The 13446-nt window shown below is 40.8% G+C and carries 12 protein-coding genes; 7 read left to right on the forward strand and 5 right to left on the reverse strand.

What is annotated here, in order from left to right; genetic code table 11:
* The 7 genes from ADIARSV_RS15490 to ADIARSV_RS15520 form a co-directional block, all read left to right on the forward strand.
* The coding region (locus ADIARSV_RS15490; RefSeq protein WP_040300335.1) for an FtsX-like permease family protein at positions 1–1612 on the forward strand (1612 nt) is incomplete at its 5' end.
* A gap of 12 nt (positions 1613–1624) precedes the next feature.
* On the forward strand, positions 1625–3997 hold the full coding sequence (locus ADIARSV_RS15495; RefSeq protein WP_016196551.1) for an ABC transporter permease: 2373 nt from the start codon (positions 1625–1627) through the stop codon (positions 3995–3997).
* Positions 3998–4057: 60 nt separating this feature from the next.
* Positions 4058–4750 carry an ABC transporter permease gene (locus ADIARSV_RS15500; RefSeq protein ID WP_016196552.1) on the forward strand — a complete coding sequence of 231 codons (693 nt, stop codon included), beginning with the start codon at positions 4058–4060 and terminating at the stop codon, positions 4748–4750.
* Entirely contained in the window at positions 4717–4998 is a 282-nt protein-coding gene (locus tag ADIARSV_RS21615; protein ID WP_152439919.1) for an ABC transporter permease, read from the forward strand. Before ADIARSV_RS15500 ends, ADIARSV_RS21615 begins: the two co-directional genes overlap by 34 nt.
* Positions 4999–5017: 19 nt before the next feature.
* Complete coding sequence (locus ADIARSV_RS15510) at positions 5018–5704, forward strand: ABC transporter ATP-binding protein (protein ID WP_016196554.1); 687 nt, start codon at positions 5018–5020, stop codon at positions 5702–5704.
* A gap of 1 nt (position 5705) precedes the next feature.
* Complete coding sequence (locus ADIARSV_RS15515) at positions 5706–7127, forward strand: TolC family protein (protein WP_016196555.1); 1422 nt, start codon at positions 5706–5708, stop codon at positions 7125–7127.
* A gap of 24 nt (positions 7128–7151) precedes the next feature.
* On the forward strand, positions 7152–7334 hold the full coding sequence (locus ADIARSV_RS15520; RefSeq protein ID WP_016196556.1) for a hypothetical protein: 183 nt from the start codon (positions 7152–7154) through the stop codon (positions 7332–7334).
* Positions 7335–7450: 116 nt separating this feature from the next.
* On the opposite strand, the gene ADIARSV_RS15525 is transcribed toward ADIARSV_RS15520, so the two are convergent.
* From ADIARSV_RS15525 to ADIARSV_RS15545, 5 genes are all read right to left on the reverse strand, one after another.
* Positions 7451–8062: a nucleotidyltransferase family protein gene (locus ADIARSV_RS15525; RefSeq protein ID WP_152439920.1), complete on the reverse strand. Its 612-nt coding sequence runs from the start codon at positions 8060–8062 to the stop codon at positions 7451–7453.
* Positions 8059–9186 (reverse strand): XdhC family protein, encoded by a 1128-nt coding sequence (locus ADIARSV_RS15530; protein WP_016196559.1) that lies wholly within the window; start codon positions 9184–9186, stop codon positions 8059–8061. Before ADIARSV_RS15530 ends, ADIARSV_RS15525 begins: the two co-directional genes overlap by 4 nt.
* 79 nt (positions 9187–9265) lie before the next feature.
* Positions 9266–11503 (reverse strand): xanthine dehydrogenase family protein molybdopterin-binding subunit, encoded by a 2238-nt coding sequence (locus ADIARSV_RS15535; RefSeq protein WP_235048431.1) that lies wholly within the window; start codon positions 11501–11503, stop codon positions 9266–9268.
* Positions 11504–11513: 10 nt separating this feature from the next.
* On the reverse strand, positions 11514–12533 hold the full coding sequence (locus ADIARSV_RS15540; protein ID WP_016196561.1) for an FAD binding domain-containing protein: 1020 nt from the start codon (positions 12531–12533) through the stop codon (positions 11514–11516).
* Positions 12526–13050, reverse strand: a complete 525-nt coding sequence (locus ADIARSV_RS15545; protein ID WP_016196562.1) for a (2Fe-2S)-binding protein — start codon at positions 13048–13050, stop codon at positions 12526–12528. Before ADIARSV_RS15545 ends, ADIARSV_RS15540 begins: the two co-directional genes overlap by 8 nt.
* Between the last annotated feature and the right edge of the window lie 396 nt (positions 13051–13446).

Consider the following 13446-nt stretch of genomic DNA (forward strand, 5'->3'; position numbering starts at 1 on the left):
CATTCATTTAAAGTCAAACCGGACAGGCGAACTTGGGCCCAACAGCACTACGCAATATGTGTATATATTTTCTGCAATAGCTCTTTTTATACTCCTTATTGCTTGTGTTAATTTTATGAATCTGGCAACTGCTCGTTCGGCTAACAGGGCAAAGGAAGTAGGGGTACGTAAGGTTTTGGGTTCATCTCGAAGCTATTTAATTACGCAGTTTTTAACGGAGTCTGTATTGGTAACTTTTGTGGCAGCGGTACTTGCTTTTACGGCAGCTTTGTTTTTATTGCCTTTATTTAATCAGCTATCGGGTAAAGAAATGGTTGTTTCTGCTCAGTCGTTTACCTGGCTGGTTCCCTTATTTGTAGTTTTAGTGTTGCTGATTGGAGTATCAGCAGGTGCTTATCCGGCATTTTTCCTTTCTGCGTTTCAACCTATTCAAGTGTTAAAAGGTAAGCTGTCCACTGGATTTAAGGCATCAGGATTAAGGAATTTTTTAGTGGTCTTTCAATTCTCCATCTCGATCTTTTTAATTATTGGCACCCTGGTGATCTACAAACAGCTGAACTATATTCAGACCAAGAATTTGGGATATAACCGCGATCAGGTAGTGATTGTACAAAATTCTTTTGAGCTGAATGATCAGGCCAAACTGTTTAAACAGGAAGTAAAGCGGCTACCTGGGGTGCTGAATGCCACGCTAACCGGTTATTTACCTACCGCTAACTGGCATAATACCGCTATGTTTTATAAAGATGCTTCGCTGGATCCCAAGCGGTCGTTATTTCCGGAGACATGGGGTGTAGATGAAGACTATATTGATGCTTTGGGGATGACCATGGCTTCAGGACGGAGTTTCTCCAAGGATATGCTGACAGATTCATCGGGTATTATAATTAATGAATCGGCTGCTAAGTTTCTGGATTTGAAAGAGCCTCTAAACAAAACACTATTTAAATCAAATGGGGGCGAGCGCACGCAATCGAATACAAAAACCTACCATATTATTGGCGTTGTAAAAGACTTTAATTTCAGTTCTCTACGGGAGAATATTAGTCCGGTAGTCCTGTTTCTGGATACGAACAATGGCGCATTGAGCATTCGTGTAAAGACCACGGATATTAAAAATGTGATGTCGCAAATTGAACATACCTGGAAATCTATTTCACCCAATGTACCGATTAACATGTCGTTTATGGATCAGGATTTTGATGCTACCTATCGTTCTGAACAACGGATTGGGAAGCTTTTTGTCTTGTTTACCACATTGGCGATCAGTATAGCCTGTCTGGGTTTATTCGGTCTGGCTGCCTTCGCAGCAGAGCAGCGCAGCAAAGAGATCGGGATTCGTAAAATACTAGGTGCAACGGTACCTGTGATCGTTCGAATGTTATCATTCGATTTTTTAAAGCTGGTGATGCTGTCTATCGTGATAGCCTCTCCACTTGCCTGGTTTCTGATGTATAAGTGGTTACAGGATTTTGCCTATCGGGTAGAGATCCAGTGGTGGATTGTGCTTATAGCCGGAGTCGCGGCGTTACTCATTGCTTTCCTGACGATCAGTTTTCAGTCGGTAAAAGCAGCGTTAAGTAACCAGGTAAAAAGTTTAAGGTCAGAATAATAATGGAATATTATGCTTAATAATTATCTTAAAATAGCCTGGAGAAACCTGTATAAGAACAAGGTGTTTTCACTCATCCATATCCTCGGGTTAACCATTGGTATAACGGTTTGCATGATGATCTTTCTATTCATTATGAATGAATTTAGTATGGATAGATTCCATCAAAAGGGTAAGAATATTTACCGGGTCATGCGTAGTGCAGAGGCTTTTAAAATTAAAGTGCCCTACCTTTCCGGACCTTATGCACCTGCTTTATTGAATGATTTTCCAACTGAGATCAAAAAGGCAGTGCGGGTAATGACCTCCCAAAAACTGATCTCCTTTGGTAATCATGCTTTTAATGAAAAGAAAGTCTATGTTGTGGATAGTGACTTTTTTAGCTTATTTACTTTTCCGCTTATAAAAGGCGATGCACATACTGCTTTAAAAGATCCTGGAAATGTAGTGCTTACCGAATCAACAGCGAAAAAATATTTTGGTGATGAGGACCCGATGGGTAAGGTGATTGAAATGGATAAACACCAGCCATTAAAAGTTACCGGAGTGGCTAAGGATGTGCCATCTAATTCTCATTTGAACTTTGATCTGGTTATTCCGATCTCCAATTATTTTAAAGAAAACTGGTTCAATGAGTGGATCAATAACAACGGTTTTACCTATGTCCTGTTGGATGAACATGTAAATCCGGCAGACCTTGAAAAGCGATTTCCTGCTTTTATGGAAAAGTATATGGGCAAAGATATGGCACGTATCCAAGCACACTTCGACCTTTCACTCACGCCGTTAAATGCGATTTATTTCGAGGATTCCTCGTCGTTTGATGATGTTAAACATGGGGATAAATCGGTCGTATATATTTTCCTTTCTATTGCGGTACTGATCCTCGTAATTGCCTGTATCAATTTCATGAACCTGTCTACTGTTCGTGCCGTGGAACGATCAAAAGAGGTGGGCTTACGTAAGGTTCTGGGTGCATTACGGAATCATTTAATGTGGCAATTTATTGGTGAGTCGGTCCTGTTAACTGTAATTTCCTGTGGGTTTTCTATGTTATTGCTTATGCTATTAATGCCCTGGTATAACAATCTGCTTGGTTATAGTTTATCGGTGTCCTGGACAGCATGGCCTATTTATTTGTTTCTTATAGGGGTTATTGTCGCGGTAGGTTTTCTGGCGGGCAGTTATCCTGCATTTATTCTCTCTGGTTTTTCACCTATTCAAGCGTTAAAAGGCAAATTTAAATTGGGTAAGGGGGGCGCTATGTTCAGACAAGGGTTGGTCGTGTTACAATTCAGCATCTCTGTTTTTTTAATTGTCGGCACCTTGATCATCAATAATCAGATGAGTTATGTGAAGAACAAAGACCTGGGATATGATAAAGAGCAGTCGGTAGTAGTTCCTGTTAGCAGTGATGATTTATACCGCAACCTGAACTTATTTAAAACAGAATTGAAGAGTAACAGTAACGTCGCTTCTGTTTCCCTAATGTCTGGCGAACCCGGAGGATTTTATGACATCCACTCATTTGAAGTAGAAGGTCAACAGGATGTATTCAAGCCAAATACGGAATTTGCAGATTTTGATTTCGTTAAAACATTAGGTTTGAAAGTGATTGCAGGAAGAGACTTTTCTGCGCAATATCCGACAGACTCCACAAATGCCATACTGATTAACCGTACAGCTGCAACAAAGCTTGGTTTTACGCCAGAACAGGCGATTGGTAAATGGGTTAAAAATAATATGCGGGATGAATCCAGAAGAAGGATTGTTGGTGTTATTGAAGATTATAATTTCCTGTCATTAAAGGAAAACATAAACGCGCTGTTTATTTCACCTGTTGAAGATTGGCGAGTGGTGGTGATTAAGTTGAAACCAGGTCGTATTCAAAACGGCTTAGGGGTTATAAAAGACGCTTACCGTAAAGCAGCACCTGTTTATCCGTTTGAATATAGTTTCCTGAATCAGAAGTTTGATACGGTTTACAAGGAAGATCTAAGGCAGCAAACGATCCTGAGTATCTTTTCAGGTCTTGCTATTTTTATTGCCTGCCTGGGGTTATTTGGTCTTTCCTTATTTACCGCGGCAAAACGAACTAAAGAAATAGGGGTACGGAAAGTGCTGGGCTCATCGGTTCATAATATCATGTTACTTTTATCAAAAGATATGTTGAAACCGGTATTGATAGCCACTTTTATTGCGATGCCTATTGGTTACTACTGTATGGATAAATGGCTGCAGAATTTCGTTTACCGAACCCCATTACATTGGTGGATATTTATGCTGGCTGCCATGATCACCTTTGGCATTGCCATTCTTACAGTAAGCTTTCAATCCATAAAGGCTGCTAGGGCAAACCCGGTAAAAAGTTTAAGGAGTGAGTGAAATAGTTAAAATACTACTGGTTATAAATGGTTCGGTTTATCTATAATAAAACAGACAATCATGTTTAAAAATTATCTTAAAATAGCCTGGCGTAATCTGATGCGGCATAAGGGATATTCTGCACTGAACATAGCAGGTCTTACTGTAGGCATAGCAGCATGTTTGCTTATTTTTATTGTGCTGCAGTATGAAACGAGTTTCAATACGCAGAATAAAAACTATAAAAAGATCTATCATATCGTTACGCAGTCCAGTCGGGGGAATGAAGTTGCATATACCCCTGGGATTACGGTTCCTGCTGTTCCTGCTTTGCGTACGGATTTTCCAGGTGCAACAATTGCCGCTCTGGATATGAGTTATGGAAGTCAGCTAACGATTCCGGCTGCTAGTGGTCATGCTGATAAAAAGTTTATAGAAGATGTTGGTGTTGTTTTTATTGAACCGCAGTATTTTGACCTGTTTGATTCGGAATGGATCACTGGAAATAAAGCGGTACTGGCTGAGCCAAATATGGTTGTGATTGATAAAAGTACGGCTATAAAATACTTTGGCGACTGGAAGCATGCGGAGGGCAAGTTTTTAAAGATGGATAATCTGATTAATCTGAAAGTTGCAGGAGTGATTGAAGATGCGGTTTCAAATAGTGATTTTCCATTTAAGGTGCTTGTATCTTATGTGACCTTGAAAAATTATCCCAATGATTACAACTATTCGGACGAGTGGGAATCCGTAAGGTGCTTGGTGCATCGATAGGCAGTATCGTCTATTTGTTTTCTAAGGAGTTTCTGGTATTGCTAGGTATTTCGTTTTTGATTGCCATGCCTATCGGGTGGTACATGATGAATGGCTGGTTGCAGAACTTTGTATACCGGATCGATTTAGGTGCTGGTGTTTTTATTGCAGCGATTCTACTGTCTGTGTTGATTGCAGGTTTAACTTTTGGTTATAAAGCCATTACGACTGCATTGGTTAATCCTATAAAAAGTCTTAAGATTGAATAATTTTAAATATATATCAACTATGCTTTCATTACAGCATCTTTCTAAATACTATCAGTCCGGTGGCAACAAAACCTTTGTACTCAATGATGTGAGTCTTGATGTGGATGAGGGGGAGTTTGTGTCTATTATGGGACCTTCGGGATCAGGGAAATCTACCTTGTTGAACATTATCGGTATGTTGGATGAGCCATCCGAAGGGTATCAATATTTCGCCGGAGAGGCAGTGCATTTGTTAAAGGACAAACAACGTTCGGCACTGAGCAGGACGTATATGGGCTACGTTTTTCAGGCTTATCACTTAATTGATGAGTTGACCGTGTATGAGAACATTGAAACTCCTTTAATCTATCAGAATATAAAGGGTTCAGAGCGTAAAGCATTGGTTGCTGATATCCTGGATCGTTTTAATATTGTAGGTAAAAAGGATTTATTTCCATCGCAACTCTCAGGGGGGCAACAACAATTGGTTGGTATTGCCCGTGCATTAATTGCCAAGCCTAAATTGTTGCTGGCCGATGAGCCTACCGGGAACCTGAATTCTAAGCAAGGTGACGAGATTATGGAGCTGTTTCTTAAGTTGAACAAGGAGGATGGGGTTACCATTATTCAAGTGACGCATTCAGAAAAAAATGCTGAATACGGAAGTCGCATTATCAACCTTTTAGATGGTAAAATTGAATCATCACGGGTTTTAAATCATCAATAACATGTATTCTTTTCGCGCTATAGTTACTGCTTTTCTTGTTGCTTTTTCTTTTACGGCTTACGCCCAGACAGACTCTGTTCTTACTTTGCAGCAGTGTGTGGATATTGCTGTGCGGAATAATTTGCAGGTAAAGCGGAGTGAACTGGATATGGAAACCAGTCGTATTTATTATAACCAGGCCAGGGAGAATCTTTTGCCTACAATAAACGGTATAGTAAACCATTCTATTAGTACTGGACGGGATCCTTTTAGTAATGGATCTTCTTCGAATCGGTCTATTAATGCCGCTGATTACAATTTGAATGCGGGATTGGTTTTGTTTAATGGCATGTCGCTGCAGAGTAGTATCCGGCAAACGTCACTGGCTTTTCAGGCGGGTAAGATGGATTTTCAGCAAGCAATGGATAACATTACCCTGAACCTGATTACGGCCTATCTGCAGGTTCAGAGTAATACGGATCTGTTAAGTCAGGCACTCGCTCAGGCAGAGGTTTCAAAGAAACAAACCGAGCGATTGGAGATTCTGAATAAAGATGGTGCAGTGAAACCCTCCGAATATTATGATGTGAAGGGGCAGTATGCAACAGATCGGTTAAACTTAGTGGATGCCCGCAATACATTAGCGGTATCTAAATTAAGCCTCTTGCAGATGATGAATGTGCCTTATCAAAGTACAATCCAGTTACAACGCTTAAATGCGGAGCAATTGCCGGGTAAATACAGTACACCTGTTAACACCATTTATAACACGGCCTTATCGGATCTGGCATTAGTGAAGGCGGCGGTTTTAAGGAGGCAGAGTACGGAGAAACAAGTTAAAGCTGCCAGGCAGTCGATGTTTCCGGTGATTTCGCTGCAGGGTGGGATCGGTACGCGGTATTCAAGTGCTGCAAGTCTGTCTAACTCTGCCGATTCGAGTACGGTGAATTCGGGATCTTATGTGGTAAACAGTAGCGGACAAAGGCAACCTGTCAGTTATACGCAATATGGCTCGCTTAAATATAAGTATTACGACCAGTTAAAAAATAGTTACAATACGCAGGTTAGTGTGGGATTAAGTATTCCTTTTTTAAACTTTTTTCAGAATAAAAACCGTGTGGCATTAGCAAAGATCAGTCTGCTGGATGCCAGGTATACCGAAGAAAATACAAAGATTCAGCTGAAGCAAAATGTGGAACAGGCTTACCTGAATATGACGGCTGCTTATGAGCGTTACCAGGTATTAACGGAACAGGTTGCTGCGTTTTCTGAATCTTTTCGTACAGCAGAGATCAGGTTTAATGCGGGGGTATTAAATTCAGTGGACTTCGTTGTAGCTAAAAATAATATGGACAGAGCAAATACGAATCTGATTAATTCGAGGTACGATTATTACATCCGCACTAAAATATTGGATTATTACCAGGGGAAATTGACATTATAATAAATTCCTAAACAAAAATTAGAAATGGAAGGTTACTATATCCGAGATGCAGGGATGCAATTTTGGGAAGCTTATTTTTCGGGAATGGATGAGCATAAGATGGCTTTAACGAGGCAAATGGATATATTAGGTGCAGTTGGTGGCATTAACATAAAGCTGGTTGCTGCAGATGCAAAGCCCTGGGAGTTGATATTCCTACCATGGTAAAGCATTTTGGTAAAGAAAAGATCCATTTATACATTTTAGGAATGTTCGTGGAGGGAAGTTTAAGTTTTGAAGAGACGTTTCAGGATGATGGGCAGACTGATATGTTACGCAATTGGTTACATCAGGGGGTTAATGGATGCAGTAGTGCGTAATAAAGTGTAATCTTCTTCGGTATCAATATCCATATCACCTTTTGGGAAAGGTATTGTAGCCACATCATTTAGATGGTGCTTGATTAGTTTCTTTGCACCTTCCTCTCCTTTGAGTTGCAGTAATGCATGGAAGTACTGATGATCAAATAAAACAGGGGTTCCAATGGTATTGGAATAGCTACATGCCACAATGCTTTTTCCTGAATCTGTTTTCATTTGTATTAAGTTCAGCAAGAGGTCAGCTGTTAAGAATGGCTGATCGCAGACGGCGATAATAACACTTTTAATGTCTCTTTGGAGTAGTGCTAATTGGGATAGACCTGCAACTATTCCTGAAGCCATTCCTTGCTGCCATTGATCATTGTGTATGATTGTTATTCCTTGTTGTACTATAGAGGCTAAAATCTGTTCTGCATGGGATCCTGTGATGAGTATAATGGGATCTACATGAGCTCTGATACCTTCATCTATAATATGTTGAACCAGGGTTTTGCCCTGATAATTTAAGAGTTGCTTGGGCCGGCCTAAGCGGGATGAACTTCCTGCTGCCAGAATAATCATACCTGTGTCCATCATTGTGCTAATTTCATCGTGTTTATTGCCCGGGCATGGATAGGCTGTTTCTTTTCTCTTAAGGGAATTCCTGATTGGCCAGCGAGTACAGATTTGATTTCTGCTACTATAGAAAGTGCAATTTCTTCTGCGGTTTCGGCTCCTATATCTAATCCTACAGGACCATAAACAGGGCTGAGATGTTGTTCGTTTAAAGACTGCCCATTGGCCTTTATTTCTTCAAGCATCCGATCTAACTTTTTAGCCGGACCCAGTGTGCCAATATAGGCACAATTCTTTTGCAGTAATTGTGCTAACAGAACGAGGTCATAGTTGTAATTATGCGTCATCAGCACAAAAACGGTTTGTGCATCGATGTTTACTTTTGATAAAACCTCATCGGGTTTGACTACCAGAACCTGATCTGCTTTGTTAAAGCGCTCCGGGGTAGCATGTGTTGGTCTTCCATCCAAAACAGTGGTATGCCAACCTAATAAGGTGGTCATCTCTACAAGAGGTATGGCATCATTTCCTGCACCGGCTATGATAACGGCAACGGGGGGACTGATAAATTCAATAAAGGCATCCTGATCTTCGTAGTTTTTTAAGAAGGATAATTTAGTTTGCATGGCATCTTGTACATCGAAAAGGATGGCCTGCTGTAAGTTAATAGGTAGTGAACTAAGAATTTTATCGAATCTATATAGTAAACTGGTGCCGGGTTGTTCAGTTTGGTTTAAGGAAAATAGGGTGACTAGTACCGCATCTTTTCTAACTTTAACCAGTTCTTGCAGAAGTTGAATGGCATTGTTCGCCTTTGCAGGATCTATAGGCTCAAACAAAATATGTACTATTCCATTGCAGCCCAACTGAACACCAAATTTTGCATCGTCTTCATCAGTAGTATCATAGGTGACCAATTTGTTTCTTTGTTCCGAGATGGCTAGTAAGGCCTTGCGTAAAGCATCACCTTCCAGACAGCCGCCACTTATTGCACCAGTTAACTGGCCTTCATCGGTGATCAGCATCCGGGCACCGGCTCTGCGGTAAGAAGAGCCCTCCACTTGAACAATAGTGGCCAGGGCGGTTTTCTTTCCTTCTTTATCGGCCAGACTAAAGGCCTTTAGAATATCCCTGATTTCTTTCATTTTATTGAGGTATGATGTGTTAATGGAAATTAAACTACGCTAATACCCTTTTTGTTTATTGATGATGCATATTGTTCGACTAGAGTAACGAGTCGAAATGGATCGGAAACTGGTTAATTCTTTTCCCTGTCGCATGAAATATAGCGTTAGCAATTGCCGGAGGCATTCCTACAATCCCTATTTCGCCTACGCCCTTGCTCCCCAGTTCATTAATGATTTCATCTTTCTCCTCTACGAAAATGACGTCCATATCATGTAGATCTGCATGCACAGGGATGTGGTATTCAGCCAGATTCTGATTCATATACTTACCGAGCTTATAATCGGTAATGGTTTCTTCGCGCAGAGCCTTACTGATACCCCATACCATTCCACCTAAGATTTGACTGCGTGCAGTTTTAGGATTGATGATGTTACCGGCTGCAACTGCAGTCAGAGATCTGGTTACCGTTACGACACCTAGTTGTTCGTCCACTTCCACTTCTACGAAAGCTGCACTATGAGCTGCACGGGAATACTTTTTTAATTTGAATGCCTTTGGTAAGGAAGTATTAGTGGTTTTGATCGCGCCTTTGTTTAAGGCTAAAATATCTTGAAACGATACCCGGAGTGCTGGGTTGTTTTTTGAAATGATATCCCCATTTTTAAATACCACATCCTCCAGATCTGTCCCTTTTAGAGGTGAGTTTTTAATGTCTTTCGCCTTCTTAAAAAGCTTTTTCCGTAATGCTTTACCGGCGGCTTTTATGGCCGATCCAACTGTAGACACGGTAAACGAGCCTCCCTGAATAGGGGCAAAGGGCATCTTGCTGTCGCCATAAGAAAAGGTGACATCTGCTAATGGTAAACCAAGTTCGTCAGCTGCAATTTGCGTCATCACCGTTAAGGTTCCAGTGCCAATATCGGTAACGGCGCTGCTTACCAGTAGTTTACCCTCTTTAGTAAGAATAGCTTCTGCACGGGCAGGTAGTTGCATCGATTCCCAGATTCCGGTAGCCATTCCATATCCTACTAATTTATTACCTCGGCGCATACTTCGTGGTTCGGGGTTACGGTTAGACCATCCGAACTTCTCTGCACCCTGTATAAAACATTGCCGAAGTTCTTTACTCGAATAAGGCCGGCCAACACTGGTATCGGTTTCTGCGTAGTTAATCAGCCTGAGTTCTATAGGATCGATATTGAGTTTATACGCCAATTCATCCATCGTGCTTTCTATGGCATGACTTCCGGTACTTCCACCGGGGGCACGCATATCCAAAGGGCTATACACATCAAGTGGAACGAGTTTGTATTCCATTAAGGTGTTTTCTGCCGGATACAACATATTTGACCAGTTGACTACTACTTCCGTATAATCTTCAAATTGAGAGGTCTCGGCAATAGCGGAATGATTCAACGCGGTGATCTTTCCATTGGCATCAGCCCCAAAACGGGTGTTTTGTATTGTTGGTGGCCGGTGTCCGAATGTATACATCTGATTTCTTTCCAAGGTAACCCGAACAGGTCTCTTTAGTTCCAGTGCGGCCATTACGGAAAGAAAGAGTTGATACTGGGGTCTTAATCCAGATCCAAAACCACCACCCACATAAGGAGCGATCACCCTTACATCTTTGAAATGGAGCCCGAAAATATTACCTACATAGAGTTGGCTATTGATCGTGCCCTGTGTTTTATCGTAGATAGTCAGCTTTCCTTGTCCTTCATAGATAGTAGTGGTGGAAAATAGTTCTAATGGATTGTGGTGTTCAGTGCCATGATAGAATTCACCGGATGCTTTTGCAAAGGAGTCATTATATGCTTTTTCAAAATCGCCTTTAGGCTTTGGTGGTAAAGGTTTGAGGAAGGTAGCTAATCCGGGTTGAGGAGCACGTGCTTTATCTATGTTTTCTTTAAGATCAGTGCTAAAAGGTTCTTCCGTATATTTTATTTCTACGCATGAGGCTGCATAACGGGCAAGCTCAAAGGTTTCGGCTACCACAAGGGCAATCGGTTGACCATTGTATTTAATATCCGCAGTATGCAGAGGCCTGAAAGGTGATCCCGGAGGGGCATCCATATCGGAATACTGCATATCAAACCAAGCTAGTGAAGGTCTGTTTTCATGCGTAAATACTTCAATTACACCAGGTAAAGCTTTAGCGATTTTTGTATTGATGCTGCTAATTTTTCCTTTGGTGATGGTGCTGTTGATAACATAGCCATACAACAGACCGGGTACATTGTATTCGCCAGCATATTTAGCGGTACCGGTTACTTTTAAATGGCCTTCCAGCCGGCTGATCGGTTGTCCTATTAGTGGTTGATCTGACATCATTATCTTAAATTTAAGCTGAAGGTTGTGCTCCTGGTAGTTGTGATTCGGGATGTAGTGCCATGATACCGTTACGAATGATGGCCCTTTTGGCTAACTCTACTTTAAAACTATTGTATTGGTACACCTTAGCCCCTTGAAGGATGATATCTGCTGCAACAGCAAAATTTTCAACTGTTGGCGTTTTATCTCTTAAGAAGTCTTCGGCCTCTTTTACCCTCCATGGCTTATGTGCAAGTCCTCCTAATGCAATTCGCGCTACTTTAATCAGATCTCCTTCAAGTTCTAAACCAGTAGCTACAGAAACAAGTGCAAATGCATATGAACTGCGATCTCTTAGTTTTAAGTAAGAATAGTTTGTTGAAAACCCTTTGGCAGGAAGATCTATACTGGTGATGATTTCACCGTATTCCAGGTTGTTATCTAAGTAGGGCGTGTCACCGGGTAAGCGGTGGAAATCAGCGAATGCTAAACTTCGTTCTCCCTCAGGTCCTGAAATGTGTACTACTGCATCAAGTGCTGCCAGGGCAACACACATGTCTGAAGGGAAAACAGCAATACAAGATTCACTAGTGCCCATTATGGCCATGATTCGGTTATACCCTTTTATTGCAGAGCAACCTGAACCAGGTTCTCTTTTATTGCAGGGTGTATGGACATCGTAAAAATAATAACAACGGGTACGTTGTAACAGGTTGCCTCCATTGGTAGCCATGTTACGGATTTGTGCAGAGGCTCCTGCAAGTATCGCTTTCGAAAGTACTGGATAGCGTTCTTCAATTAAAGGATGATAAGCTGTATCTGCATTCGTAACTAAAGCGCCAAGTCGTAATCCGTTTTCTTGGTTTTCTTCTATTGTATGGTAGCCTGCGATATGATTGACATCAACCAAAGCATCCACTTGTGTGATGTTATATTTTAGAAGGTCAATCAGGTTAGTGCCGCCTGCTACAAATTGCGATCCCTCTGTTGCACGGATCAGGCTGATGGCCTCTTCTACGTTTTGTGCTTTTGTATAGTTGAAATTATTCATGATTGCCTCCTTCTACCACTTCCATTATGGCATCAATAATGTTTGTATTTGCACCGCAACGGCAAAGGTTGCCGCTCATCAGTTCTTTAACCTCTGTACGGGTTTTTGCTTTCCCTTCTTTTATCATGCCTATTGCGCTACATATTTGTCCGGGCGTACAATATCCACATTGAAAAGCATCGTGTTCGATAAAGGCTTTTTGTAATGGATGTAGTTCTTCTCCTTTTGCAATGCCTTCAATGGTGGTAATGGCTGCGCCATCCTTCATTACCGCGAGTGTTAAGCAGCTTAAGATTCGTTTACCGTCACATATTACAGTACATGCACCACATTGACCATGATCACAGCCTTTCTTTGTGCCCGTTAAGTTTAGATTTTCCCTTAACTCATCTAATAAACTTACCCATGGTAATACATGAAGTGTCTTTTCTAATCCATTAATAGTAAGCATAATGGTCTTTGTGTTTCCTAATACAACAGTCAATTCCATATTATTTGCTTGGTTTAATATCTCCATGTAAAACTTCCATTAATGATCAATAAAAGGGTTTTATAATTTATGTACAACGGTTTTATAAGAAAATCAGTGCTGGTATTTCTTATTAAGTAAGGCGTCAAACAGTTAATACATATGTGATTAATATGTTTGGTTAAGATATAATTCAGGTATTAGCCACTTGTTTTGTGCGTATATTTCCCGATATCTAAAGCTTATTACTGGATTTAGTTTGCTTTTTTAAGAATTTTATGATCAGCATTATTCTGAGCGCCCGGCTCTTAAAAAGATCTTCAGACCAGTAAAATGGTTACGTTTTTGTACAATGATTTAATTTTTTCTTCAGTTGAAAATTCGCAATTTGGCAATATTGAAATTAGCTCTTATCATCAGGTTTAAACTTGGTTTTTTGTTTAA

It is taken from the genome of Arcticibacter svalbardensis MN12-7, assembly GCF_000403135.1.
Lineage (GTDB): Bacteria > Bacteroidota > Bacteroidia > Sphingobacteriales > Sphingobacteriaceae > Arcticibacter > Arcticibacter svalbardensis.

What these genes read in the sequence shown, in the direction of transcription:
- ADIARSV_RS15495 (WP_016196551.1), top strand. Translation starts at nt 1,625, where the DNA reads ATGCTTAATAATTATCTTAAAATAGCCTGGAGAAACCTGTATAAGAAC.
- ADIARSV_RS15500 (WP_016196552.1), top strand. Translation starts at nt 4,058, where the DNA reads ATGTTTAAAAATTATCTTAAAATAGCCTGGCGTAATCTGATGCGGCAT.
- ADIARSV_RS15510 (WP_016196554.1), top strand. Translation starts at nt 5,018, where the DNA reads ATGCTTTCATTACAGCATCTTTCTAAATACTATCAGTCCGGTGGCAAC.
- ADIARSV_RS15515 (WP_016196555.1), top strand. Translation starts at nt 5,706, where the DNA reads ATGTATTCTTTTCGCGCTATAGTTACTGCTTTTCTTGTTGCTTTTTCT.
- ADIARSV_RS15520 (WP_016196556.1), top strand. Translation starts at nt 7,152, where the DNA reads ATGGAAGGTTACTATATCCGAGATGCAGGGATGCAATTTTGGGAAGCT.
- ADIARSV_RS15525 (WP_152439920.1), bottom strand. Translation starts at nt 8,062, where the DNA reads ATGATGGACACAGGTATGATTATTCTGGCAGCAGGAAGTTCATCCCGC.
- ADIARSV_RS15530 (WP_016196559.1), bottom strand. Translation starts at nt 9,186, where the DNA reads ATGAAAGAAATCAGGGATATTCTAAAGGCCTTTAGTCTGGCCGATAAA.
- ADIARSV_RS15535 (WP_235048431.1), bottom strand. Translation starts at nt 11,503, where the DNA reads ATGATGTCAGATCAACCACTAATAGGACAACCGATCAGCCGGCTGGAA.
- ADIARSV_RS15540 (WP_016196561.1), bottom strand. Translation starts at nt 12,533, where the DNA reads ATGAATAATTTCAACTATACAAAAGCACAAAACGTAGAAGAGGCCATC.
- ADIARSV_RS15545 (WP_016196562.1), bottom strand. Translation starts at nt 13,050, where the DNA reads ATGGAGATATTAAACCAAGCAAATAATATGGAATTGACTGTTGTATTA.